The organism is Streptomyces sp. NPDC048565 (assembly GCF_040650935.1).
Lineage (GTDB): Bacteria > Actinomycetota > Actinomycetes > Streptomycetales > Streptomycetaceae > Streptomyces.
The window spans coordinates 61,323-87,840 of record NZ_JBEZIH010000029.1 but is presented as its reverse complement, the minus strand read 5'-3'; the positions used below and the strand labels follow the sequence as shown (position 1 = coordinate 87,840).

Genomic DNA, 26,518 nt, shown 5'->3' with positions numbered 1-26,518 from the left:
CTCCGGCCTTCCAGCGGCTACCGGCGATCACTGCGGCGCAGGAACAGCTCCGTGACGCCGAAGCCACTCAGGCGGGGCCTGAGCCTGCCGTCGGCGGACGACACCGCCCCGGCCGGCTCCACGGCCCGGAATCCGTCCGGAACTCGCAGAACGACGTCACGGTTCTCGCCGGCGCGAAGGTTGGCGATCCGGAGCGTGAGGCCCTTCTCCTCACCGGCCAGGAAAACCCCGCAGTCCGGCAGGTCCCCCAGGTCGAGCAGCCTGCCCTCCTCGAACCGGGGGCGCCGGGCCGCCGTGAACCGGTCCAGCGGGGTCACCTCCTGGGCCAGAGCACCGAGCCGGGCCTCGGCCCCGAACCGGGACGCCGAAGCGGGCTCGTGCCGGTCGACGGCGGCGAAGACGTACCGGAACCGCACCCGGCCCGGCTGCGTCGGCGGCGTGTTGCACGGCCAGAAGTTGTTCATCACGTACGCGTACAGGTAGCCGTTCCGCTCCGCGAAACGCTCGGGCCACACGCCCCTGACCAGGTCCGAGGAGGAGAACAGGGCGCTGTCGGGAGCCGCCCAGATCACCCCGGGCCCGCCCTGCGCCGTGACCGTCACGGCGGAGGTGGCGGACAGCCACTCGTTGGACGAGCCCGGACCGTGGTCGGCGCGTGGCTCCACCCAGCCCAGCTGCCTGTCGTAACGGACCGTCGGCGTCTCGACGAGGAACGGGAAGGCGACGGACACCGATTCCATGTCGAGCACCGGCAGCTTCGTCGCCTCGACGGTCAGCTCGCACCGGTCGGGCACATCGCGCAGCAGCAGTTCCACGGTGATGTCGCCGAGGCCCGCGCCCTCGCCGGACCAGCGCAGCCGCGTGCCGTCCGGGGTGCGGCGCGCACCGAGCAGCCGCATCACGGGGCGTTCCTCGGCCAGTTCGGTGGGCGCGCCGGGGTGGAGGCGCGAATCGAGTTGCTTGATCATGGTCCGGTCGTGGGCGGCGCTGTCCCCGGCCCCTGCGGCGGTCAGCCGGACCAGCTCGCCCAGTGCGAACGGGGCACCCGGGTCCAGGAGTTCACGGCCGGTGGGCAGATGGCGCAGGCCGACGGGGAGCCCGTCGCCCGCCCGGAGACGGATCTCCCACCCTTCGCTCGTGATCGTCTCCCCGGCTGCCGCACGGCCCACCGGGGTCCGCTCGTCGGCGGGGTGCGACGGGGGCGAGGGCGCGGCCACCGGACCCTGTTCCCCCGCCGGAACGGTGTCGCCGCGGTCGCTCAGGGGGAAGGCGCGGTAGCCGAAGGCCTCCATCTCCTCCAGGACGAGCCGGACCCGGAGCATGCCGGCGCAGTCGCTCAGCACTTCGAGGGGCACCGGCCGCCCGGCCGCGTCCAGCGGTGTACTGCCCCGCGGCAGGTCCACTTCCACGGTGAGCGAGGCGGGCCAGGGATGCGGATTGTGCACCAGGAGGCAGGGGCCGTCCAGGCCCAGCGTCTCGGCCAGCTGACCGAGGACCCGGCGGCTCTCGTCCAGGGAGATGCGCGCCGCGTCGTCGATGGCGCGCCGCTTCCAGTGGAGCTGGTCGTCGATCTGCGGCGCGTGCGGATGGGACACGGCACGGGCCCAGTTCCAGGTGTGTTCGCCGCCGGTGATCAGCCCGTCCCAGGCGCGGTCCAACGCCGTACGGTTCGGGCGATAGCGCTCGTCCGCCAGCAGCGAGGCGACGCCGAGGTTCTCGGCCGCCGGCAGCATGGACTGGGCCCCTCGGTAGGCGGCGGCGTCCGCGGCGGAGGCGGCGGGCCCGTCCTCCCAGAAGCTGCCACCCTCCGCCGTGTGCAGCGGCAGCCGGTCCCGCAGCGGTGCGACGGCACTGAGGTAGTCGCCGAACGTGGAGACCCGCACCCTGGGGTACGCGAACACCTCGTTCCACCGGTCCGCGAACCCGGCGTCACCGTCACCGAGGTCCTCGTTGTCGGCGTGCGTACCGATCACCGCGAGGTCGGTGGGCAGGTAGTCCGCACGTTCGTAACGCTCCAGGTAGCGCTCCAGACCGTTGACCGCCCCGGCGACGGACTGCGGATCGGCGGCGACGAACCGCAACTGCGAGTAGTGGTCGGCGAAGTGCGCCAGGACTTCGCTGCCGTCGGGTGCCCGCCAGCGCACCGGCGAGGCCAGGTGCACCTCGTCGCTGCCGGTGGTGGCGGCGCGATGGTGGTTGGACATGCCCACGAAGGCGTCCACACCGGCCAGCCGGAGCACCGAGGGCAGGGCTCCCGTCCATGTGGGTACGTCGGTGATGTTGGCGTACCGGGAAACGGCTTCGGGCCCGGCGGGCAGGGAGGCACCGAAGGCGAGGGCGCGGCGGAGTTCCTCCAGGCCGGTGACGCCCGTGAGCAGATTGCTGTGGAAGGTGTTGACGCCGATCACTCCGGCGGCGATCGCATCGAGTAGGCGGGCGCGGCGCCCCGGGGAGCGGGTGTCCAGGTACTCCCGGACCACGAGCGCCCCGTCCACGCTGTAGCGGAACGAGGGGTCCTGGGCGTGCCGGTCCAGGGCCTTGTCGATGTTGCGGCAGTGCAGTTCCAGGGACTTCGGCTGGGTGTCGGTGAAGCCGAGGTCGAGGTGCACGTGCGGGATCAGGTGCATGGTCCAGCGGCGGGCCGGGGTCAGCTCGGCACGGTGCAGGAGGGCGTCACCCGCGTGGACGGCGAATTCGGCCGGTGCGTCGAATCCCGGCGCGGGCAGCCGCCAGCGGACCATGCCGAAGTCCCGCGCCGGAGCGCCGGGGACGCGCAGGGATCGGTCCCCGTAGCGCAGCGAGAGGTCACCGGGAAGGGCGGCCCCCGCCGGGACGTGGGCGGTGAGTTCGACCAGCGGCACGGGCCGCGGGTCGCCGTGCAGGTGCAGGGGTGTGGACCGCAGGGACCACCCGGGACCGTGCGACGGCGGGGCGCAGGCGGGCTCCAGCCGGACGGCGTCCCACCGCAGATAGGAGCCGAACCACTTCCCGTAGTGGGCTCGTGCGGGGGGCAGTGCCTCGCCGGGACGGCGGGCGGGGAGCTCGTCCTCGGCGCGGGGCGCACCGGTGGCCGCGGGCTCGTCCAGGACGGTCGTCACGGTCAGTTCGTGGCGTCCGGGGGCGAGCCAGGCCGCGGGCAGCGCGATCCGCAGCGTGCCGTGCCCGGAGGTGGGGCCCGGATCGCCGGTGCGGGCGCGGTCGGCGCGCTCGACGTCGAGGTGGTGCAGCGAGTGGAAGGTGCCGTCGAGGACCACCTCGAGATCGGGGCAGGGGCCGCGCTCCGCGCCGTACGCGAGGTGCAGGACGGCGTCCTCGCCGCGTTCGAGGGTGAAGGACGCCGCGACGCGGTGCGCCCGGTGCCCGCCGTCGGCGTCGTGGATGCCGGGGTGCACCTGAGGCCACACGGCGTCGGGACGGTCGAGGTCGACGTGCAGGGTGGGTGTGCCCTCCACGACCGGCCAGGAGCCGGTGAAGGGGGCAGGAGTCGCTGTCCACAGCGAGCGGTCGGTGGTCATACGGCGTTTCCTCTGGAGGCGGGGCGGCGACGGGGCCACGGGCGGGACGGACGGGCGGCATCCGGGCGGGCGGGGTGTCAGGCGTGGTGGTTCCTGGCGAAGCGCAAGGTCACGAGCTGGAAGGGCCGCAGGGTCAGGCGAACGGAGTTCCCCTCGGCCGTCAGGTCCGCCGGGGGGTCGACGGGCCGTTCGAGGAGGTCGACCGCCGTGACCCCGGCGACGCCGAAGCCCGCAGTGACGGTGGCCGTGGCCCGTCCGCCGTGGGCCTCGTGGAAGCGGACGACCACGTCGCCGGTGGCGTCGTCGGCGAGTTTCACCGCGGTCACGACGACCTGCCCGGTGTCGACGGCGACCAGGGGCCGGGCGCCGGCGGCGTCGGCCGCCCCCGTCACCCGGCGCTCGGGCAGGTTGATGCGGTGCCCTTCGCGGACGGCGTCGGCCAGTCGCGCGCCGGGCACGAGGGCGTAACGGAAGCGATGGGTGCCCTGGTCGGTCTCCGGGTCGGGGAAGCGGGGCGCCCGCAGCAGCGAGAGACGGACCGTGGTGGTGGTCCCTCGCGCGGCACCGCCGCGCACCGTGCGTGTCACCTCGTGTCCGTACGTCGAGTCGTTGACGATCGCCGCGCCCCAGCCCGGCTCCTCCAGGTGCACGAAGCGGTGCGCGCACGCCTCGAACTTGGCCGCCTCCCAGCTGGTGTTGGTGTGGGTGGGCCGGTACAGATGTCCGAACTGCGTCTCCGCGGCGTAACGTTCGGCGTGGACGTCGAGAGGGAAGGCCACCTTCAGGAACTTCTCCGTCTCCTGCCAGTCCACCTCTGTCTCCAGGTCGATCCGGCGCTGCCCGCGCGCCAGCGTCAGGGACTGGACCGCCCGCGAGTCCCCGAAGGAACGCACGACCCGCACCGTCGCCGCCTCCGCGCCTTGTTCCAGGGTCAGCTCCCGCACGTCGTCCAGGTCCTTGACGACATTGCGGTAGAAGGCGTCGACGTCCCAGGCGTCCCACCGGTTGGGGAGGTCCGGGTGGATCTGCAGGAGGTTCCCCGCCGCGCCCGGGGCCAGTGTCTCCCGGCCGGTCTGCCCGTCGCGGACCGAGACGACCAGCCCGCGCGCGTCGACGCGGACCCTGAGCATCCCGTTGTCGAGGACGAAGCCGCCCCCGGAGTCCGGCTCGGCGGTGACGGGGGAGCCCTCGACCGCGGGAGTGCCGAGGGCGCCCGCAGCCACCCCGTCCCGCGGGTGGGGAGCGGAGTTGGCCAGCAACTCGATGTCCCCGGCCCCGGTCAGCGCCTTGAGCGCCGCGCCGACGACACCCTCCAGTTCACGAGCGACTCCCGCGTAGGTCGCGCGCGCTTCTCGGTGCACCCAGGCGATGGAGGAGCCGGGCAGGATGTCGTGGAACTGGTGCAGCAGGACCGTCTTCCAGATGCGGTCCAGATCCTCGTACGGGAAGTCGAAGCCGGCCCGCACGGCAGCCGTGGCCGCCCACAACTCGGCCTCCCTCAACAGATGTTCGCTGCGCCGGTTGCCCTGCTTCGTCCGGGCCTGGCTGGTGAGGGTCCCGCGGTGGAGCTCCAGGTAGAGCTCACCGACCCAGACGGCGGGATCGGGGTACTCGGCCTCCGCCTTGGTGAAGAACGCCTCCGGCGACTCCCAGGTGACGGCGGCAGACCCCTCCAGGTCGTGCGTACGGGCCGCCTTGGCGATCATCTCGCGCGTCGTGCCGCCTCCGCCGTCCCCCCACCCGGTCGGCGCGAGCGAGTGACTGGCCGCGCCCTGCTCCTTGAAGGTGCGTGCGGCGTGCGCGAGTTCACTGCCGAGCATCGAGCAGTTGTAGGTGTCGACCGGCGGGAAGTGGGTGTAGATCCGGGTCCCGTCGATCCCCTCCCACCAGAAGGTGTGGTGGGGAAAGGAGTTGGTCCGGCTCCAGGAGATCTTCTGGGTGAGCAGACGCCTCGCGCCGGCCGCCGCGATGATCTGCGGAAGACCCGCCGCGAAGCCGAAGGTGTCGGGCAGCCACACCTCGTCACTCTCGATGCCGAACTCGTCGAGGAAGAACCGCTTCCCGTGCACGAACTGCCGGGCCATCGCCTCGGATCCCGGCATGTTCGTGTCGGACTCGACCCACATCCCGCCGGTGGGCACCAGGCGCCCGTCACGGACGGCGTCCTTGACCCTGCTGTAGACCTCGGGCCGGTGCTCCTTGATCCAGGCGAACTGCTGTGCCTGGGACATGGCGAACACGAACTCGGGGGAGTCCTCCAGCAGCGCGGTCATGTTGGCCGCCGTGCGCGCGACCTTGCGCACGGTCTCGCGCAGGGGCCACAGCCAGGCGGAGTCGATGTGCGCGTGCCCGACCGCGCTGACGCGGTGCGCTGAGGCGTGTGCCGGCGCGGCCAGCACACCGGCCAGTTCCCGCCTGGCGGCGGATGCCGTGCCGTTCACGTCCTGCACGTCGAGAGCGTCCAGGGACCGGCCGACGGCGTGCCGCACCTGACTGCGGCGTTCGCTGTCGAGGGGCAGTTCGTGCATCAGCTCGTCCAGCACTTCCAGGTCCTGCACGAGTTCCCACACCTGCTGGTCGAACACCGCGAGATCCATCCGGTTCAGACGGTACTGGGGTTCCGGTCCCGCGGTGTGCCGGTCGCCGAGCGTCGTCGGCAGGAACGAGTGGAGATTCAGGTCCGGGTTGGAGGCGGCCTCCAGATGCCACTCGACGTGCTCACCACCCCGGACCGGGCCGCCCACGCGGACCCACTGGTTGCGCGGGTTGAGCCCCTTCACCGGTGCGCCGTCCGGGGTATGGACGAGAGCCTCGCACTGGAAACCGGGCCGGCCGTCGTCGAAGCCCAGGTCCAGCACGGCCTCCACGGTCCTGCCCGCCCACTGCGGGGGCACTTCGCCGCGCACCCGGAACCACGTGGTGTCCCAGGGCGCACCCCACAGCTCTCCCACGGCGACCGGTGTGTGGTCGGCCGCCAGCCCTTCGGCCACCGGGACCGGCTCGCCGGGCGAGACCCACGCCTCGACCTGGAGCGGCACGGAGACGGGATACACGGCGGGGCGGATGCGCTGTTCCAGCACACGGCGCAGCCGGGCTTCGGTCAGTTCACGGTCGTCATGCATGGATGGGGCTCCGCAACGCAGTGGGACGGGTACAGGAACAGGTGTGGGCCGCCCGTGAGGATGGACGGCACAGAGGCCGAAGGCCGGATCAGCGCGTGAGCCTGAGGTTGTTGACGAAGAAGCGCTGGGCCGAGAAGAAGAGGACGAGAGTGGGGAGCGAGACCAGGAGGGCGCCCGCGAGGACCACGGGGGGCCCGACGGAGGAGTAGCTGCCCTGGAGTTCGGAGAGCGCGGCGATGGCGGGCCGGATGTTGTCACTCGTGCTGAAGGTGATGCCGAACAGCAGGTCGTTCCAGATCGCGACGAACTGGAAGGAGAACGCGGCCACCATCGCCGACTTCGACAGCGGTATGTGAATCTGCCAGAACATCCGCCACCACGAGGCGCCGTCCATCCGCGCCGCCTCCACGACCTCCCGGGGCACCGTGGTGGCGTAATTGCGCATGAGGAAGAACGCGAAAGGGATGGAGATCGTGGCGTACACCAGGAACATGCCGATCTGCGTGTCGTACAGGTCGAAGCGCGCGTAGGACAGGAACAGCGGCCGCAGGAAGACCTGGAGCGGCAAAAGCGTGCCCGAGTAGATCAGCCAGAACCACAGGACGCGGCGCCGCACCGGCATGATCACCACCGCGAAGGCGGCGCCGGTGGCGATGACCACCGCGAGGAGGGAGCCGACGAAGGCGTACAGCAGGCTGTTGACCATGGCCGGTCCCAGGTCCGCCTCGGTCCACGCCTGCGAGAAGTTGTCGAAGAGCCCGAAGCTCTTCGGCAGCCAGTGGGGCGTACCGGTGTACTCCTTCGCCGGGACGAACGCGTTGACCAGCAGCAGCCAGGAAGGGACGGCCCACAGCAGGGACAGGAGGATGAGCACGGTGTTCCGCAGAACTCTGCCGAGGTGCATCGTCATGCGCCTTTCTCGTCGAACTGGCGCCGCAGGTACAGCCAGGACGCCCCGAGAACGATCACGGTGAGGACGACCGCGATCGCCGAGCCCGCTCCGGGCCGCTGGAGCAGGAAGGTCTCCTGGTACATGGAGACCGCCAGCGTCTCCGTCGCCCGGCCGGGACCGCCCCGGGTGAGGACCCACAGGAGGTCGAAGGACTTGAGCCCGTTGGCCAGGCTCATGCCGATCACGATGATCGACACCGGCCGGAGCTGGGGCAGCACGACGTGGCGGAAGCGCTGCCAGGGACCGGCGCCGTCCAGGGAGGCCGCCTCCAGCGTCTCGGGCGGGATGCCCTGCAGCCCGACCAGGATCAGGATCACGGCCACGCCGGTCGCCTGCCAGGCGTTGACGCAGATGATGACCAGGGTGTTGCCCGGCCAGTCCAGCAGCCAGCTGGTACTGAGGGAGTCCAGGCCGACCGCCGACAGCAACTGGTTGAGCGCACCGTCGGTGCTCAGTACGAAGTTCCACACCACGGCGACGGCCGCGCCGGACAGCGCGTAGGGGATGATCACGCACAGCCGGGCGAAGCGGGACCAGCGGGTGGCGTCGGTGAGGCAGGCGATGAGCATCCCGAGCGCGAAGGGCAGCGCCACGGTCCCCACCACCCACAGGAGCGTGTTCTCCACGGAGCGCAGCAGCGCGTCGTCGGTGAGGAAGAGCCGGTAGTTGTCCAGCCCGGCGAAACCGGAGTGCCGGTGGTCGTCGAAGAAGCTCCGGTAGACCGTGGTCGCGAAGGGCGCCAGCAGCACCACACCGACCAGGAGGACGGCGGGGGTCATGAAGGCGCCGGCGGCGAAACGGTCGCGTGCCGCCGCGCGGGGCGGAGCGGGGCGGGACCGGGACCCCGGATCGGGAGAAGGACGCCGGCGGGCAGCGGCGGTGGGTGACGCGGTAGTGGTTCTCATGCCTCGTCCTCCCTCCACGTCTTCCATTCCTCGTCCGCGCGTTCCGCCATGCTGCGCAGCGTCGCCCCGGGCGACATCTGCCCGGTCATGAACGCCGACAGGTCCTGGATGTTGCCCTGGACGAGGCTGGGCGGGCCGGCCTCGCTGTAGCGGACGAGACGGGCCCGCCGTTCCTTCGAGATGTTCTCCCTGAGACCGGCCACCACGGGGTTGCCGGACCGTACGACGGGATTGGCCGAGCCGTCCTGGAGGTACTCCGTCCACGCCCGTTGCACGTTCGGGTGCAGCCAGGCTCCGACCGTCGCCATGCCCGCCTCGTGGCTGGTGGCGCGGCGCGGCACGGCGAGCGCGCTGCTCTCAGTGATCACCGACTTCTTCGTGGACCGCCCCACGGTGGGCAGGACGAACGCGTCGTAGTCCTTGAGGGGCCTCATGTCCGCGCCGCTCAGGTTCTTCGTGTGCCAGGTCGCGTGCAGGAACATGCCGACCCGGCCCTCGCGGAGCTCGGCGGCGCCCTTGCCCTGGTCGTAGTCGGGCGGGGTCATCCAGCCCTTGCGCATGAAGTCGTGCCAGATGTCCATCGCCCGGACCGCCGGCTCGTCGGTGTAGCGGGCCCGCCCCTCGACCAGTGCCGCGTAGAAGTCGGGATCGGTCTTGCTGAGCAGTTCCTGGAACCACTCGTACGCGGGCCAGCCGCCGTACTGGGTGCCCACGAAAGGTGTGGTGCCGTGGCGTTCGAGGACGGTGGCACAGTGCAGCAGCTCCTCCCAGCTGCCCGGCGCGCGCAGTCCCAGCCTGGCGAAGACCGGACGACTGTAGAAGACCACGTAGTACGACTCGTGCATCGGGACGCCGTAGACCGCGCCGCGGTACTGCATCGTGTCGCGCAGCGACTCGCTGACCCATCCCCGGTTCGCGTACGTGCTCCACAGGTCCGACAGATCGGTGAGCTGCCCGCCGCGCGCCAGCTTCTTGAGTTCGTAGCCGGACGTCCACTTGATGAGGTCCGGTGCACGCGAGGTCTGCAACGTCATCTGGGCGACCAGTTTGTAGGCGACCGCCTCCGGCACGGACAGCGGGCGAAGCGCGTACCCGGTCAGGGGGCGCAGTGCCTCGGAGGCGAGGGCGTAGCCCTCGTCCCAACTCGCGTTGTCGTTGCTGAAACTCGCCGTGCCCTCGACCGCGGCCGTACTGTCGCCGCGCGCGCAGCCGGCGAGCGCCAGTCCGGACACGCCCGCGCCGAGACCGGCTAGGAAGCGGCGGCGGGTGGGGCCCGGCCGCACACCTCGTGCCGCCGTACCAGGAGAGTTCATCGGTGCCCTTTCGCCGGAGTGTGACGGACGGAGGCCGCGGGCCTGTACGGGCAGAGCGCCTCGGACAGGGGAAGATCAGGCCGTGGTGCCGCAGATGCCTCCGCCGGCCACTCCAAGTGGTCGACTTGGCCGAAAAGCGCGGTGGCTGACACCGGCGCATGACGAGAACGTTAACGACACCATCCAGGGATCACAAGGTTCTCTCGGGGCTCAATTGCGGTGGCATTGCGGTGACCTTGAAAACCCCAGGTGGCAGGGGTGAGGGTCCTGGCTGCGCAGGGTGGCGGCGGCTGACTCTGTGTTTGGTAACGTTAACGTGGTGGAGGCTCAGACTGAGCGGCGGACGGGCCCGCAGGAGTCGGAAGTGTCGCCTCTCAGCGGCCGTACACGGCCAGCCGGGTGGGGATGACCGTCCTGCGCGGCGGGCCGGTCGGCCGTGTCGCGGCCCCGGCCTCCAGGCGGTCCATGAGCAGCTGGGCCGCGCGGCGGCCGATCTCGTCGGGGGCGTAGGAGGCGAGGGTCAGCGGAACCCCGAGCAGATCGGCGGACTCCACATCGTCGAAGCCCGCGATCGAGGCTGCGACCCCGAGACCGCGCACCGCGCGGCAGGCGCCCAGGGTCAGCCGGTTGTTGGCGCAGAACAACGCCGAGGGACCGTCCTTCTGGTCGAGTAGTTCCAGCGCGGCGGCCTCGGCCGTGACGACGGTGTACGGGCCCCGCCGCACCCACTCCTCGCGGGGCCGCAGCCCGGCCTCCTCCAGCGCGGACCACCAGCCGCGGAAGCGCTCGGCACCGGTGAAGAGGGTGGGAGGGTTGCCGAGGAACCCGATCTTCTCGTGGCCGTCCGTCACCAGCCGCGCGGTGGCGGCCCGCGCACCGCCGAAGTCGTCGACCAGGACGGTGTCCGCCTCGATGCCGGCCGGCGGGCGGGCGGCCAGGACGAGCGGAGTGCTCTCCAGCTCACCGGGGGAGAGGTGCCGCTGGTCGGAGCCGGCCGGCACGACGATCAGCCCGTTCACCTGACGCGACACGAGGTCCTGGACCAGGTGCTTCTCCTGCGCGAGCTGTTCGGCGGTGTTGCCGAGCACCAGCCGCAGGCCGTAGGACTGCACCACTTCCTCGGCGCCGAGGGCGAGTTGGGCGTAGAACGGGTTGGCGAGGTTGGTGACGACGAGACCGACGAGCCCGCTGTGCCGGCCGAGCCGCAGATTGCGCGCCGTCTCGTTGCGCCGGTAACCCAGGTCGGTCACGGCTTGGAGCACACGCCGACGGGTGGATTCGCCGGCGCCCTCGTTGCCCTTCAGCACCCGTGAGACGGTCATGGCGCTGACTCCGGCGCGTGCGGCGACGTCCCGCATCGTGGGGGTGGGACGAGGCGGCTCTCCGGCGGATTCGGACCCGGACACTGCGTTGCTGCTCCCTTCGGGCACCGGCAGCCGCTCGACGTCTGCGCGGACCCACCATCATAGGCGGACGCCCCGGCTCTCCTCCTCGTCGGACGCCCGGGACGCGGCCCATCGCGCGGCGCCCAGCAGCGAGGCCGTGTCGGGCAGGAGGGCGGGTGCGACGGCCGACCCGTCCGCACCGCCGTCCCCCAGGCCGTCGCGCAACGGCGTCACCACCAACTCCCAGGACGCCGCGATGGAACCGCCGACCACCAGCACGGTGGCCCCGAAACGGGTGACCCAGGGGGCCATGGCGACGCCCAGCGCGCGGAAGGCGCCGGCGAGCACCGCGCCGGCCGGGGCGTCACCGGCACGCGCGCGGGCGGCGATGCCCCGCACGTCCGGCACCTCGTCCGCGTCCCCGCCCGTGGCACGCGCGTAGGCGGCACGGATCGCACGGCGGGACACCGTGTCCTCCAGCGGGCGTCCGTCGAAGGAGAGCCGGTGGGCACTGCCCTGCGGCGGCACCTGCGGACCGTCGTTGACCGGCACGCCGTCCGCCAGGAAGGCGGAGCCCACGCCGCTGCCGAGGGTCAGGCACACGGCGCGTGCGTGTCCGGCGGCCGCTCCGCCCGTGTGCTCGCCGATGCCGAAGGCGTCCGCGTCGTTGACGAACCGGAGCGCGGCGGGTGCCGGACGGATGCGTGCGCGCAGGGCGGCGCCGACATCCGTGCCGTACAACGCGTCGAACTTGCCGACTCCCTCGAACCGCGCCAGGCCGGCCGCGTAGTCGAAGGGGCCGGGCACGGCCACGCCCCAGGTGGCCGAGGCCGGCGCCCCGAGGCGGGAGGCGGTCCGGGCGAGCCGGCCGAGGATCTCCTCGGCACTGCCCTGCGGGGACAGTGATTCCCGTACGGACCGCCCGTGCACGGCTGACGCCGAGAGGTCCACCAGGGCGGCGGTGACATGGGTGCCGCCGATCTCCAGCACCGGCCGCGTCACCGGTCCTCCCTGACCAGGGCGCTGACGACGTGCACGGGCCCGGAGCCGAGCGGACGCAGTCGGTAGGGGCCGACCCGGGCGGGTACCGTCAGCGTCTCGGCGAAGGCCAGGTCGTGCGTACGGCCGTCGCCCCACTCGATCACGACGCCGTCCCCCGAGGACACGTTGAGGATGTGGAACCGGCCCGCCGTGTCCATGGCGGCGCTGTCGCAGGACGGCCCGAGCACCACTCGGCGCACCTCGTAGAACATCTCCGGCAGTGCGCCGATGACCTCCTCGTGCCAGCCGTCCCCCTCGCGCAGCACTCGCGGCTGCTGCATGAGGTCGCGGCCCACCGCCTCGCCCCGCCGGGTGCCGCCGAGATTGGCGAACGCGTGCTCGTAGGGCAGCGGCCGGGGCGCTCCGCCGGCGCCCTTGCGGAGCCAGTCGTAGAAGCGCAGGGAGTACAGGTACGGGGTGGCGCTGATCTCCAGGACGAGGTTGCCGGTGCCCGAGGAGTGCGGTGTTCCGGCCGGAATCATGTACAGCCGGCCTTCCTGGGCGGGGTGGCTCTGGACGAACCGTTCGACGTTCAGCTCCTCGCCGTCCTCGATGGCGGCGACCACCTGCTTGCGCATCAATTCGATGTCGGCGTCCCCCTGCAGTCCCAGGTAGACGCGGGAGTCCGCGCCGTCCGTGGCAGTGAGGTAGTAGGTCTCGTCCTGGGTGTACGCCCAGCCGAAGTGTGCGCGCATGTATTCCTCGCGCGGGTGCAGATGGATCGAGAGATTGCCTCCGCGGACGGTGTCGAGGTAGTCGAAGCGGATCGGGAAGGAGGTGCCGAACTCCGCGTGCACCGCCGCCCCGAGGAATTCCTCGGGATGGAGCACGCAGAGGAGTTGGAAGGGCACCTCCACCTCGGCCTCGGGGCCGTCGCCCACCAGCACGCCGGCCTCGGGTGCGATCAGCTCGTAGCCGAGGGCGGTGTTGCCGCCCCGCGGCGTGAAGCCGAGTTCGGTGGCGGCCCACTGCCCGCCCCAGGGCGTGGAGTTGAACCAGGGCCTGGTGCGGACGGGCCCGCCGGCCAGGTGCGCCAGGGTCGCGCGCAGCGTGCCGCCGTCGATCGAGGCCGGACGCCCGGTGTCCTGGAGGTCCAGCCAGCGGTCGATGCCGGCGGCGTGGGCGTCGCGGTGGGCGTCGAGCACGGGCCAGTCGGCGTAGAACAGCCGGCGCAGGTCGCCTGGTGCAGCGTGCCGGCCGAGGTTCACCCCCAGGACCGGGTCCCCGGCGGTCACCGCCGCCTCGGCGTAGCGCTTGGGCAGGTCGGCGTACCACAGCAGGTCGTGCCCCACGAGCGCGGCGCCCGGGCCGAGGACGACGAGCAGCCCCTGGTCCGGAGGGTCGGTCCGGGGCAGGGCGGCGTACACCCCGGCCACGGAGGCGCGGGCGAGGGGCAGGTAGTGCGGATCCGCGCCCGGGCCGTCGCCGGTGCGTTCGAGAACGGTGTCCCAGTCCGCCTCGAACGTCCGCAGGTCCACGAAGCCGGCTGACGTGCCGTGGGCGGCGAGCGCGTCGGACAGATGGCCGTGCACGGCGCTCCAGTCGAGCGCGGCCGGGCCGTCGACGGCCAGTACGGCGGGCCCCGCGGGCAGGGTCCGGACAGCGGCGTCCCACCCGCGGGCGACCGCCCCGTCGACGGCCGGGTAGCGGGGGTTGCGCTGGTAGGGGCGGGTCACGGCACTCTCCGGGGTCGATACTGATGTTATCGTTAACTGTACGGTGAGGGGGTCGGCCCGAGTCAAGGTCGGCGGGGGCGGACCGCCGGACGACGGCGGGCGCGCGACGCCGCGTCCACGGCTACCGTCGCTGGTCGCTGGTCGCTGGTCGCTGGTCGCTGGCCGCTGTGTTGCTGTGTTGCTGTGTCTCTGTATCGCCGTGTCGGTCGCGGCCGGTCATGGTCCGGCGACGCCTGGTCGGGGTCGGCGCCCGTTTCCCGCGCCGCCCCCTCCGCCTCCATCTCCGTTCGCCGGAGCGGGGATCAGGCCGACCCGGCGCGCAGGGCGAGCTCGATGTCCTCCAGGCTGCGCCCCTTGGTCTCCACCACGAACCGTGCCGTGAACACCCGGGCGAAGGCGCAGATCACCGCGAACCCGAGGAACAGCCAGCCGATGCCCACGGCGTCCAGCAGCACCGGGAAGCTGAGCGAGACGGCGAAGTTGGCCGCCCAGAGCAGTGTCGTGCAGAAACCGACCGCCGCGCCCCGCACCTGCAGCGGGAACACCTCGCTGATCACCACCCAGCAGACGGCGCCCCAGGACGCGGAGAAGCTGACGATGAACGCGGCGAGACAGGCCAGCGTCACGACGCCCACCACGCCCGGGCCGTCCGGCTCCGGCAGCAGGAGCGAGGTCGCCGCCAGTACCGCCAGGCTGGCGCACATGCACGTCGCCCCGGTGAGCAGCAGCCGCTTGCGGCCCGCCTTGTCGATGAGCCAGACGGCCACCAGTGTCATCACCATGTTGACCGCGCCGATGCCGGTGTTGGCGTAGATCGCGGCGGAGTCGCTGAACCCGACGTCGGTCAGCGTCGTGGGCGCGTAGTAGATGATCGTGTTGATGCCGACGACCTGGTTGAGCACGGCGAGCCCGACCCCCACCACGAGCGCCGGACGCAGCCAGGGCGCGAAGACCTCACGCAGCCCCGCCCGTTCCCCTGACGTGGCCTCCACCTGCCGGATCTCGGCGAGTTCGCTCTCGACCCCGGCCGCGCCCCGCGTGCGCGCGAGTACCTCGCGGGCCTCCTCCTCCCGCCCGTTGCGCAGCAGCCAGCGCGGGGTTTCCGGCATCACGATCAGCCCCGCCAGCATCACCAGCGAAGGCACGAGGGCCAGCCCGAGCATCCAGCGCCACGCCTCGGCCGGAGCCAGCAGCGAGTTGGTGACGTAGGCCACGAAGATGCCCGCGGTGATCATCAACTGGTTGAGGGACGACACCGCCCCGCGGCTGCGCGTGGTGGCCATCTCCGACAGGTACAGGGGAACGACGACGGAGGCCGCTCCCACGCCGAGGCCCAGCAGCACGCGGGCCGCGACGAGCAGCGCGATGTCGGGTGCCAGGCCTGCGGCCAGGGCACCCGCGCCGAAGGTGACCGACGCGGCGATGCCGACCCGGCGCCGGCCGAGGGTGTCGGCGAGCCTGCCCGCGGCGGTCGCTCCCGCCATCGCCCCCACCAGGAGGGAGCTGACGACGAGTCCCTCCGTCAGTGGCGTCAGACCCAGATCGTCCCGGATGTAGAGCAGGGCGCCCGCGATGACGCCGGTGTCGTAGCCGAAGAGCAGACCGCCGAGGGCGCCGAAGAAGTAGATCCGCCTGGTGGAGGATCTGCCCACGCCTGTCGCGTCGGGCGTCGCTGCCTTGGTCACGAAAGACCTCCCCGCGTAGTTAACGTTCACATGGAAGTTAGCGACGCGTCGCAAGGGCGTCAACGGATGCGCGAAAGCTGGCATCCGTACGTGCGGGCCCGGATCGGAGGCCGTCCCCCGCAACAGCTGATGCCAGTGAGACAGCGGTTTTCGAAGGGACCTTCGAGGTTTCGTGACGAGATGCTCACAGGCGCCCGGTTGTGTCGGCGTCATTGACACGACCCGGTGAAGCCGGAACGCTCCAGGCCTGGATCCTCACGTTAACGCTAACTAGGAGACAAGGAGACTTCCATGTCAGGTCGTCCCAGAGCCGGGCGGGCCGGCGCAGCCGCCGCACCCGGGCCGGTTCGCCGCCCGGCCTTACTGCTGAGCGCCCTCCTGATGGTCCTGGGCGTGGTGAGCGGCGGACCGAACGCGCCCGTCGCCGCGGCCACTTCCGCCTCCTCAGCCACTTCGCCCTCCCTGGCCACGTCGTCCGCCGCTGCCGGGCGCAGCTACGTGGACCGGGTGAACCCGTGGGTGGAGGCCGACATCGGCCGGTACTTCTTCTTCCAGTCGGCCGGCAGGCCGTTCTCGATGGTCAAGCTGCGCCCGGACACCAGCACCGACAACTCCCGCGGCACCGGCTACCGGCGCAACGAGAACCAGGTCAAGGGCTTCAGCCACCTGCACGACTGGAGGCTCTCCGGGGTGCAGGTCATGCCCACCAGCGGCACCGACGTGCCCAAGCTCGACGGCGACGAGGGCTGGCAGTCGCACGTCGACCACGACAACGGTGAGGTCGCCGAGCCCGGCTACCACAAGCTGCACCTGGACCGCTACGGCATCGACGCGGAGCTCACCTCCACCGACCGCGTGGGCCTCCACCGGTACACCTACGACAAGGCCGGGTCCGGCGAGATCCTGGTCAACCTCGGTGGCCACCTGGGCGAAGCGATCATGGACAACGCCCACGTGACCGAGGTCGGCGACCGCGAGATCGCGGGCTATGTCGTGCAGCACGGCGAGGGCTTCGCCGACAACGACCCCGACCACAAGGTGAAGCTGTACTTCGACATCCGCTTCGACAAGCCCTTCGACTCGTTGCGCGGCTGGGCCGACGGAGGGCTCGCCGACGGCGGAGAGCCCGTCGAGGAGGTCTCCGGCAAGAACGCGGGCGCCTACGTGCGCTACGACCGTCTCAAGGCGGGCGAACAGGTGCAGATGAAGGTCGGCCTGTCCTTGACCGGCACCGCGGGAGCGGCCAAGAACCTGCGGGCGGAGCTGCCCGGCTGGGACTTCGACGCGGTCAGGGCCGACGCCCAGAAGCAGTGGAACCGGATGCTGGGCCGCATCGACGTCCGCGGCGGCACCGACCAGCAGCAGGAGAAGTTCTACACCGACCTGTTCCACGTCCTGTGCGGACGCAGCGTACTCAGTGACGCCGACGGCGCCTACCTGGACAACACCTGGGGCAGGGACCGGATCGCACACATACCTGCGGGCCGCGACGGCGGGCCGGAGTTCGCGATGTACAACTACGACGCGCTGTGGCTCACCCAGTGGAACCTCAACAGCGTCCTCGGCCTCGCCTATCCGGAGATCTACAGCAGCCTGGTCAAGTCGCAGCTGCAAATGTACAAGGACGGTCAGCTGCTGCCCCGGGGGCCGGTCGCCGGGAACTACTCGATGGTGATGAGCGGCTCACCCGTGACCTCCTTCATCACCGGCGCCTACAACAAGGGCATCCGCGACTTCGACACCGACCTGGCGTACGAGGCGATGTTGGACGCCCAGTCGGTCGGCGGGCTGTTCGACAAGGCCTGGTTCGACTACGCGGGCTGGGGCAACGGCGGCAACCGTGAGTACCTCGATCTCGGCTACGTGCCGAACGGCACGACCGGCCAGGGCGCGGGCCAGACCCTCGAGTACGCCAACCAGGACTGGGCACTGGCGCAGTTCGCGAAGCAGCTGGGCAAGCGGGGCATCAACGCCACCCAGTACGCCGAGGCCACGGCCTCCTCCGAGCTGGACCAGGCGCACGGCGCCGCCCGCGCGATCGACGGCCGGCCGCTGCGCGCGCCCACCGATGTCGAGTGGGCGTCGGCGGGGGAGCAGCACCCCTGGATCGAGCTGAACTGGGACAAGCCGCGTACGCTGCGCCAGGTGGTGCTCAGCGACCGCGCGGACGCCGGCAGCAACGTACGTACCGGGCGGCTGGAGTTCAGCGACGGCTCCACCCTGGACGTGAAGGACGTCCCCGCCGACGGCGGCAGGAAGACGGTCCGGTTCGAGAAGCGGAACGTCACCTCGGTGAAGTTCACCGCCACCGGCGGCGAGGGCGAGAACGTGGGCCTGAACGAGTTCGAGGCCTGGGACGATACCGATACCCCCCAGTACCTTCAGGACCGTTCCCGCAACTGGCGCAATCTCTACGACGAGGACACCTCCTTCATCCGTCCGCGCAACGCCGACGGCAGCTGGCGCTCACCCTTCGACCCGCTCGCCCCGGACGACTTCGTCGAGGCGAACGCCTGGCAGGCCACCTGGTTCACCACGCACGACGTGATGGGCCTGGCCAACCTGATGGGCGGCGAGACGGCGTACGCGGACAAGCTCAACTACGCCTTCACGAGGGCCGAGAAGTACAACTTCATCGGCGAGTACGGTGAGGGGCACGTCTCCTACGGCAACCAGCCCGGTCTGGAGATGGCCCATCTGTTCAACTACGTCGGCAAGCCGTGGCTGAGCCAGTACTGGGTGCGGCAGGTCAAGGAGAAGACCTACGGGTCGACCGCGACCGACGACGGGTACGGCCACTACGACGAGGACCAGGGCCAGATGGGTGCCCTCAGCGCCCTGATGGGCATGGGACTCTTCGAAGTCACCGGCGGCAGTCTGCGAGACCCGGTCTACGACATCACCTCGCCCGTCTTCGACGAGATCACCGTCAAACTCGACCCGCACTACAACAAGGGCGAGCGCTTCCGCATCGTCACGCACCACAACTCGGCCGAGAACATGTACATCCAGCGGGCGAGGCTGGACGGCAAGCGGCTGGACAATGCCTTCTTCCGGCACGACCAGCTCGCCGACGGCGGAACGCTGGAACTGTGGATGGGCGCCGAGCCCAACAAGAAGTGGGGCACGAAGCACCTGCCGCCGTCGCAGTCGGCGTCCGCGGGCCGCACGCCCACATTCGTCGAGGACGTCTCCGTCACAGGCCCGGACAAGGTCGACGAGCCGTACGGCGACAGCCGCTTCGAGGCCGCCGTCGCACCCGGCGACGCCACCCTCAAGGAGGTCTTCTGGTCGGTGACCGAGCCGGACGGATCCCCGACCCGAAAGGCGGAGATCGACGACGACGGCACTCTGACCGTCAACCACCGCGACGGCCAGGTGCGCGTCACCGCGGACTCCGCCGACAGCGGCGACGCCACCGCCTCCAAGCTGGTGGACATCGGCCTCGACAAGGCCGGGCTGCGGGGCAACGCCGCCTGCTGGCCGGGTGTCGAGGCCACGGCGTCCTCCGAGTACAGCGACGACTACCCGGCGAAGAACGTCCACGACGGCTGTGCCTCGGGCGGCGTCACCGAGGGCGCGGACTGGGCTTCGGACGGAGAACTCGACCCGTGGGTGCAACTGGACTGGCCGCGGCAGATCCGGTCGGACCGGATCGTGCTGTCCGACCGGACCACCGAGGACGACGTGAACGGCGGTGTCCTGACCTTCTCCGACGGCAGCGAGGTCGAGGTCGGGGACATCCCGGCCAAGGGACCGGTGACCGTCCGCTTCTCCATGCGGACCTTCGACTGGGTGCGCTTTCGGACCGAGGGCGGAACGGGCTACAACAACGGGCTGAAGGAGTTCGAGGTGCACGCCGTCCCCTCGGCCCCCGAGGCTCCCGATGCGGTCACGGCGTCGGCCGGCGAGGGCCGTGCCACGGTCCACTGGAAGCCCCCGGCGTTCGACGGCGGCGCACCGGTGACCGGCTACGTGATCACGCCCTACCTGGACGGGAAGCCGCAGTCGCCGGTCACGGCCGGTGAGGGGGCCACGCAGGCGGAGGTGAAGGGCCTCGCCGCCGGAGCGTCGTACACCTTCACCGTCACCGCCGAGAACATGGCGGGGAGGGGGCCCGAGAGCGCCGGGAGCGACCCGGTGCGGCCGGAGTAGAACAGAGGCGCTGACGGGCACGGGAGCGACGCGGTCTCACCGCCCGTCGCTCCCGTGCCCGTGCGTGGGAAGCGAGGCGACCGTCAGCCCCACGCCCCGACATGGTCTTCCATCCGACCGGATGAGCCGGGGGACATTCCACGCGTGGGTGCGGAGGCCCGAATGGGGTGTGAGCTTCCGGGTGTGGAGGGTGTGTACAGCGAGGCGACGGTCGGGATGGAGGAGCGGATTGGGGAGTACCTTCAGCTTGTTCGGGAGAAAGAAGTAGTGGATGCGGGGTTGTGGACGCCTGTGTTTCCCATTCCACTCCCAGATGGTCTCCACGATGCCGCTCCGCCCTTGTTCAGTGGCCTACCAGTCCTGGAGTACGAATGATCGTCTGGATCAACGGTGCGTTCAGTGCGGGCAAGACCAGCGCCGCGTGCGAACTGATCGATCTGATCCCGAACAGCACCTTCTACGACCCCGGACTGACCGGAGGGGGGCTGCGCAGGCTACTGCCGCAGAAGAGACTCGCCGAGGTGACCGACTTCCAGGACCTCCCGATATGGCGGCGCCTGGTGGTCGACACGGCGGCGGCGCTTCTCGCCGAACTCTCCGGCGTGCTGGTGGTTCCGATGACACTGCTGAGGCAGGAGTACCGCGACGAGATCTTCGGGGGGCTCGCCTCCCGGCGTATACCGGTGCGTCATGTACTGCTCTCACCTGAGGAAACGATCCTGCGGAAGCGGATCGCCGAGCGCGAGGACTTCGCCGACGACCCCGGGCACAGCGAGCGGGTCAGGCAGTGGGCGTACGAGCACATCGAGCCCTACCGGGCCGCGCTCGGCTGGATCACGGCCGACGCCCACACCATCGACACCAGCGCGCTCACCCCGTACGAGACGGCCCAGCGGATAGCCGACGCCCTGCGCACCGGGGAGGCCAGGGAGTGCGGGATAGTCCAGACCCCCGCGCCGCGTGCCGAGACCGTCGCGTCCGGGGTGCTGCTCTTCGACGACCAGGACCGGGTGCTGCTCGTCGACCCCACCTACAAGCCGGGCTGGGAGTTCCCCGGCGGTGTGGTGGAGCACGGGGAAGCCCCGGCCCAGGCCGGGATACGGGAGGTCGCGGAGGAGCTCGGGCTGTGCCTGGACACGGTGCCGAAGCTCCTGGTGGTCGACTGGGAGGCGCCGAAGCCTCCCGCGTACGGAGGGCTGCGCTTCCTGTTCGACGGTGGCCGGCTGCTCGGCGAGAACGCCGCGCGGCTGCTGCTGCCGGGCTCGGAACTGCGCGGCTGGCGGTTCGTCACCGAGGAGGAGGCCGCCGGTCTGCTCCCGCCGACCCGCTACGAGCGGCTCCGCTGGGCCCTGCGGGCCCGTGAGCGCTCCACCGTGCTCAATCTGGAGGCCGGAGTACCCATGGGCGGCGGCTAGGGTCTCTCGCGCGGATCAGCGCCCTGCGGGCCGCCGTTCACCCCGAGGCGGCCCGCGGCCGCCTTCAGGCCTTCTTCGACTCCGCGTAGTTGCGCAGGAACAACGCCTCTGCGACCGAGAGCCGCTCCAGCTCCTCGGGCGACACGCTCTCGTTCACCGCGTGGATCTTGGCCTCCGGCTCACTCAGCCCGATGAGCAGGATCTCCGCTTGCGGGTACAGCGCGGCCAGGGTGTTGCAGAGCGGGATGGAGCCGCCCATGCCGGAGGTCTGCATCTCCTCACCGGGGTAGGCCAGCCGCATGGCGTCGGCCATCGAGGCGTAGGCGGGGCTGGTGGTGTCGGCACGGAACGGCTGCCCCTGGCCGACCTGTTCGACCAGGACCCGCGCGCCCCAGGGGGCGTGCGACTCGAGGTGGGCGGTCAGCAGCTTCGTCGCCTCGGCGGCGTCCTGGCCGGGCGGCACCCGCAGGCTGACCTGCGCCCTGGCGCTCGCCTGCAGCGACGGGGTGGCTCCGACCACCGGCGGGCAGTCGATGCCGATGACGGTGACCGCGGGCCGCGCCCAGATACGGTCGGCGACCGTGCCCGTGCCGATGAGCTCCACGCCGTCGAGCACCTGGGCGTCCGTACGGAACTCGCCCTCCGGGTACTGCAGTCCGTCCCACCGCGCGTCGGTGGTCAGCCCGTCGACCGTCGTCGTGCCGTCCTCGGCCCGCAGGGACGCCAGGAGCTGGATCATCGCGGCCAGCGCGTCCGGTGCCGCGCCGCCGAACTGCCCGGAGTGCAGGTTCCCTTCGAGGGTGTCCAGCTGCACCCGCAGCATGGTCATACCGCGCAGCGTCGCCGTGACGGTGGGCAGCCCCAGGCGGAAGTTGCCGGTGTCGCCGATGACGATCGAGTCGGCCGCCAGCAGCTCCGGGTGCGCCTCGGCGTACTGTTCGAGGCCGCCCGTGCCCTGCTCCTCCGAACCCTCCGCGATCACCTTGACGGAGACCGGGACGCCGCCGTTCGCCCTGAGGGCGCGCAGCGCGAGCAGATGCATGATGAATCCGCCCTTGCAGTCCGCGGCCCCCCGGCCGAACCAGCGGCCGTCGCGCTCGGTCAGCTCGAACGGCGGGGAGAGCCAGGCGGACTCGTCCAGCGGCGGCTGCACGTCGTAGTGCGCGTAGAGCAGCACCGTGGGCGCGCCGGCCGGGCCGGGCAGGAAGCCGTACACCGACTGGGTTCCGTCGGGGGTGTCGAGCAGGGCGACATCCTGGAAGCCCTCGGTGCGCAGTGCGCCGGCGACCCAGCCGGCCGCGGCCTCGCACTCGCTCCTCGGGAACTGCGCGGGGTCCGCCACCGACCGGAAGGCCACCAGCTCGGCCAGCTCCGCCTTCGCGCGGGGCATCAGCGAGGCAACGGTCTCGGAAATCGGACGGGCGGTCATGGGCACGCTCCTCGTGGGTGCGACGTTAGGACTATGGCGCGGTGCGAACGCGGCCGGGCGCGACGCCGTTGTTGGCGACGCCGCAGGTACAACGAATCCACGGCAGATCCTCCCACAGCGGAGTTCGGCCGCGACGCGCCGTAGGATGCCGTGAGCAGCAGGGGCCACTGGTCGGATCGGGAGCAGAAGCACATCGTGAGCAGCGAGAACGCAGACGCCGGACGTGAGCCGGATGAGTCGTCGTCGGTACCGCAGGAGTCCTCGGAGCCGCGGGAACCGCGGGAGTCCTCGGTCTGGGACGTCGTCGTGGTCGGCGCGGGCCCGGCCGGAGCCTCCGCGGCGTACGCGGCGGCTGTCGCGGGCCGTCGGGTGCTGTTGCTGGAGAAGGCGGAGATCCCCCGCTACAAGACGTGCGGTGGCGGAATCATCGGGTTCTCGCGGGATTCCCTGCCCCCCGGGTTCGAACTGCCGTTCAAGGACCGCATCCACACGGTCACCTTCTCGCTCAACGGGAAGCTGTCGCGCACCCGCAAGTCCAAGCGCATGCTCTTCGGGCTGATCAACCGCCCGGAGTTCGACGCCGGTCTGGTGGAGGAGGCGCAGAAGGCGGGCGCCGAGCTGCGCACGGGCGCCTCGGTGACGCGGGTGGAGCAGCACGGCACCGCCGTCCCGGACCGGCGTACGGTCGCCGTGGTGCTCGCCGGTGGTGAGACGGTGCTCGCCCGTGCCGTCGTCGGCGCGGACGGCAGTGCCGGCCGCATAGGGGCTCATGTCGGCGTGAAGCTCGACCAGGTCGACCTCGGACTCGAAGCTGAGATTCCCGTTCCGGAGACGGTCGCCGAGGACTGGGCGGGCCGGGTGCTCATCGACTGGGGCCCGATGCCGGGGAGTTACGGCTGGGTCTTCCCCAAGGGCGAAACGCTGACCGTCGGCGTCATCTCGGCGCGCGGTGACGGCGGCGGGACCAAGCGATATCTGGACGACTTCGTCGGCCGGCTGGGTCTCGCCGGGTTCGAGCCGTCGATCTCCTCCGGCCATCTGACCCGGTGCCGCAGCGACGACTCGCCGCTCTCCCGAGGACGGGTGGTGGTCTGCGGTGACGCGGCGGGGCTGCTGGAACCCTGGACCCGGGAAGGCATCTCCTTCGCTCTGCGGTCCGGGCGGCTCGCGGGCGAATGGGCGGTGCGGATCGCGGAGTCGCACGACGCGGTCGATGCCCGGCGGCAGGCGCTCAACTACGCGTTCGCGATCAAGGCCGGGCTCGGTGTGGAGATGAGCGTCGGACGCCGCATGCTCAAGCTGTTCGAGCGGCGCCCCGGGCTCCTGCACGCGGTGCTCACGGGTTTCCGCCCCGCGTGGAACGCGTTCGCGGGCATCACCCGGGGGACGACGTCACTGGCCGAGCTGGTCCGCACGCATCCGCTGGCACAGCGGGCGATCCATGTGATGGACCGCCGTCAGTGACCCGAGTCGCGTCAGACCGATGAGGGTGAGCGTCCCCGGGCGACCTGCCCGGGGACGCTCACCCTCATCGAGCCCGGTCACCTGGCCAAGAGGGCCGGCAGCGCGTCGGTCACCTCCCGGGCGCGGGCGCGGGTCCACAGGTCCACAGCAGTCCGTGCGGGGCGCCGTCGACGGCGACGTACTCGGCGTGCGGCAGCGCAAGGTTCCGGCCGCGTTCCGCAGGCGTGCGCGCGGTCGGACGGAGCCTCGTAGGGGCAGGGGCAGGGGCAGGGGCAGGGGCAGGGGCAGGGGCAGGACGCCGGACCCGCCCCGCTCCTCACGGACGCCTACTCCCCAGGGAGTATGCGCGATCACCCCGCCCGGCTGACGTGCGCCGGGGGTCCGCGCGTCTAGCGTGGCCGGTATGCAGGATCAGCGAGGGCACCCGATGACGGGCCGCCGCCGCCCGGGGCCGGGAGGCGGGCGGGCCGGCGGTGGGCCCCCGTGGCGCGGAAGGTACGGCGGCGGGAGGTTCGCCGGCCGCGGGCGGCGCGGCGACCGACTGCCATGGCCGTCGACCGTCGTGATCGGTGTGATCGTGATGGTGGGTACCACCATCGCCGCGCACGGCCAGGGCCGCGAACCGCTGGGCGTCGTCGCCAGGCTGCTGCTGCTCGCCGCGGTCGGCGTGCTGCTCGTGCGCCACCGGCACCCTGTCGTCGCGGTCGTGGCTACGTCCGCCGCGGCGCTCGTCTATCTCGCCCTGGGGTATCCGTACGGCCCGGTCTTCCTCGCCGTCGCGGTCGGCTGCTTCAGCGCCATCGTGTCGGGGCACCGCATGGCCGCCTGGTGGTCGCTGGGCACCCTGTGGGCCGGGCATCTGCTGGCCGCGCACTGGCTGTACCGCTGGCTGCCGCCCGACGGTGACGGCCCCGCGCCCTGGGCCCAGGAGGCGTTCATCACCGCCTGGGTCGTGGCGATCGTCGCCGCGGCCGAGCTTCTGCGGGTGCGGCGCGAGCAGTGGGTGGCGGCCAGGGCGGAGCGCGAGGCCGCGGAGAAGCGGCGGGCCGACGAGGAGCGGCTGCGCATGGCCCGCGAGCTCCACGACGTACTCGCCCACAGCATCTCCGTCATCAATGTCCAGGCCGGGGTCGGGCTCGCCCTGCTCGACTCCGACCCCGAACAGGCGCGTACGGCGCTGACCACGATCAAGTCCGCCAGCAAGGAGGCGCTCGGTGAGGTCCGCCAGGTCCTGGAGAACCTCAGGACCCCGGGCGACGCACCCCGCGCCCCGGCCCCCGGCCTCGACCGCCTGCCCGAGCTGGTCGACCAGGCGGCGGGGGCGGGGCTCGCCGTGAGCGTCGACACGGAAGGCGAACGGGGGTCGGTGCCGCCCGGTACCGACCTCGCTGCCTTCCGTATCGTGCAGGAGGCGCTGACGAACGTGGTGCGGCACTCCGGATCTCGCACCGCCCGTGTCCGCATCGCGTACCGAGGCGAGCTCCTCGGACTCACCATCGACGACGAGGGTCCGGCGACGGGGGACGACGCCGGAGGCAGCGGCAACGGGCTCATCGGGATGCGGGAACGGGCCGCGGCGCTGGGAGGCACCATCGACGCGGGCCCCCGGCCCGACGGCGGATTCCGGGTCACGGCGGAACTCCCGCTGAGACCCGGCCGGGGCGGTACCTCCGCCTCCGGCGAGGCGGAAACAGAGGAGACGTCGTGATCCGGGTACTGCTCGCCGACGACCAGTCGCTGGTCCGGGCCGGGTTCCGGGCGCTTCTGGACGCCCAGCCGGACATCGAGGTGGCCGGCGAGGCCGCCGACGGGGCCGATGCCGTACGCCTGGTGCGCGAACTGCGCCCCGACACGGTGCTCATGGACATCCGGATGCCGAAGCTCGACGGTCTGGCCGCGACCCGCGCGATCACGGACGACCCGGACCTCCATGAGGTGAAGGTGGTCATGCTCACCACCTTCGAACTCGACGAGTACGTCTTCGAGGCGATCCGGTCCGGAGCCTCCGGCTTCCTCGTCAAGGACACCGAACCGGACGAGCTCCTGCGGGCGGTGCGCGCGGTGGTGGACGGGGACGCGCTGCTGTCGCCGGGGGTGACGCGGCGGCTGATCGCCGAGTTCGCGGTGCGTTCCAAGGAGCCGGAGCAGGCCACGGTCCTGGACGAACTGACCGAATGCGAGCGGGAGGTGATGGCCCTGGTCGGCATCGGGCTCTCCAACGAGGAGATCGCCCGCAGGCTCGTCGTCAGCCCGCTCACCGCCAAGACCCATGTCAGCCGCGCCATGGTCAAGCTGGGTGCCAGGGACAGGGCGCAACTCGTCGTGCTCGCCTACGAGTCGGGGCTCGTGCGCCCCGGCTGGCTCGGCTGAGGAGTCGGTGCCCGGCTGTCCGGCGCGCCCATCGGCCGGGCGCCGTCCCATGGCGTTCAGCCCTGATGCGTATGCATCTGTTGCGTGTGCA

General features: G+C 71.4%; 15 protein-coding genes. 5 read left to right on the top strand and 10 right to left on the bottom strand.

Translation table 11 applies throughout. From position 1 onward, the window contains the following. Window positions 1–17: 17 nt before the first annotated feature. From AB0C75_RS29620 to AB0C75_RS29580, 9 genes are all read right to left on the bottom strand, one after another. Entirely contained in the window at window positions 18–3,515 is a 3,498-nt protein-coding gene (locus AB0C75_RS29620) for a hypothetical protein (RefSeq protein WP_362894810.1), read from the bottom strand. Window positions 3,516–3,592: 77 nt separating this feature from the next. Continuing rightward, window positions 3,593–6,637, bottom strand: coding sequence for a glycoside hydrolase family 38 C-terminal domain-containing protein (locus tag AB0C75_RS29615; protein ID WP_362894809.1), 3,045 nt, complete (start codon window positions 6,635–6,637; stop codon window positions 3,593–3,595). A gap of 88 nt (window positions 6,638–6,725) precedes the next feature. Continuing rightward, on the bottom strand, window positions 6,726–7,547 hold the full coding sequence (locus AB0C75_RS29610; protein WP_362894808.1) for a carbohydrate ABC transporter permease: 822 nt from the start codon (window positions 7,545–7,547) through the stop codon (window positions 6,726–6,728). Next, window positions 7,544–8,494 carry a sugar ABC transporter permease gene (locus tag AB0C75_RS29605; protein WP_362894807.1) on the bottom strand — a complete coding sequence of 317 codons (951 nt, stop codon included), beginning with the start codon at window positions 8,492–8,494 and terminating at the stop codon, window positions 7,544–7,546. Before AB0C75_RS29605 ends, AB0C75_RS29610 begins: the two co-directional genes overlap by 4 nt. Further along, a complete protein-coding gene (locus tag AB0C75_RS29600) occupies window positions 8,491–9,807 on the bottom strand; it encodes an ABC transporter substrate-binding protein (RefSeq protein ID WP_362894806.1) in 1,317 nt (438 codons plus the stop codon). Before AB0C75_RS29600 ends, AB0C75_RS29605 begins: the two co-directional genes overlap by 4 nt. A gap of 374 nt (window positions 9,808–10,181) precedes the next feature. Continuing rightward, window positions 10,182–11,165, bottom strand: a complete 984-nt coding sequence (locus AB0C75_RS29595; protein WP_362894837.1) for a LacI family DNA-binding transcriptional regulator — start codon at window positions 11,163–11,165, stop codon at window positions 10,182–10,184. A 105-nt stretch (window positions 11,166–11,270) separates the two neighbouring features. Then, window positions 11,271–12,194: an ROK family protein gene (locus AB0C75_RS29590; RefSeq protein WP_362894805.1), complete on the bottom strand. Its 924-nt coding sequence runs from the start codon at window positions 12,192–12,194 to the stop codon at window positions 11,271–11,273. Beyond that, window positions 12,191–13,909 carry a class I mannose-6-phosphate isomerase gene (locus AB0C75_RS29585; protein WP_362894804.1) on the bottom strand — a complete coding sequence of 573 codons (1,719 nt, stop codon included), beginning with the start codon at window positions 13,907–13,909 and terminating at the stop codon, window positions 12,191–12,193. The genes AB0C75_RS29590 and AB0C75_RS29585 overlap by 4 nt, the downstream gene beginning before the upstream one ends. A 302-nt stretch (window positions 13,910–14,211) precedes the next feature. After that, window positions 14,212–15,594: a sugar porter family MFS transporter gene (locus AB0C75_RS29580; protein ID WP_362894803.1), complete on the bottom strand. Its 1,383-nt coding sequence runs from the start codon at window positions 15,592–15,594 to the stop codon at window positions 14,212–14,214. Window positions 15,595–15,885: 291 nt separating this feature from the next. Between AB0C75_RS29580 and AB0C75_RS29575 the strand changes: the two genes are divergently transcribed. After that, complete coding sequence (locus AB0C75_RS29575) at window positions 15,886–19,749, top strand: glycoside hydrolase domain-containing protein (RefSeq protein ID WP_362894802.1); 3,864 nt, start codon at window positions 15,886–15,888, stop codon at window positions 19,747–19,749. A 371-nt stretch (window positions 19,750–20,120) separates the two neighbouring features. Next, window positions 20,121–21,164, top strand: coding sequence for an NUDIX hydrolase (locus AB0C75_RS29570; RefSeq protein ID WP_362894801.1), 1,044 nt, complete (start codon window positions 20,121–20,123; stop codon window positions 21,162–21,164). 64 nt (window positions 21,165–21,228) lie between these two features. On the opposite strand, the gene AB0C75_RS29565 is transcribed toward AB0C75_RS29570, so the two are convergent. Continuing rightward, a complete protein-coding gene (locus AB0C75_RS29565) occupies window positions 21,229–22,593 on the bottom strand; it encodes a dipeptidase (RefSeq protein ID WP_362894800.1) in 1,365 nt (454 codons plus the stop codon). 195 nt (window positions 22,594–22,788) lie between these two features. Between AB0C75_RS29565 and AB0C75_RS29560 the strand changes: the two genes are divergently transcribed. From AB0C75_RS29560 to AB0C75_RS29550, 3 genes are all read left to right on the top strand, one after another. Continuing rightward, window positions 22,789–24,057: a geranylgeranyl reductase family protein gene (locus AB0C75_RS29560; RefSeq protein ID WP_362894799.1), complete on the top strand. Its 1,269-nt coding sequence runs from the start codon at window positions 22,789–22,791 to the stop codon at window positions 24,055–24,057. 403 nt (window positions 24,058–24,460) lie between these two features. Beyond that, entirely contained in the window at window positions 24,461–25,765 is a 1,305-nt protein-coding gene (locus AB0C75_RS29555; RefSeq protein ID WP_362894798.1) for a sensor histidine kinase, read from the top strand. Then, complete coding sequence (locus tag AB0C75_RS29550) at window positions 25,762–26,427, top strand: response regulator transcription factor (protein ID WP_362894797.1); 666 nt, start codon at window positions 25,762–25,764, stop codon at window positions 26,425–26,427. The genes AB0C75_RS29555 and AB0C75_RS29550 overlap by 4 nt, the downstream gene beginning before the upstream one ends. Window positions 26,428–26,518: the final 91 nt, after the last annotated feature.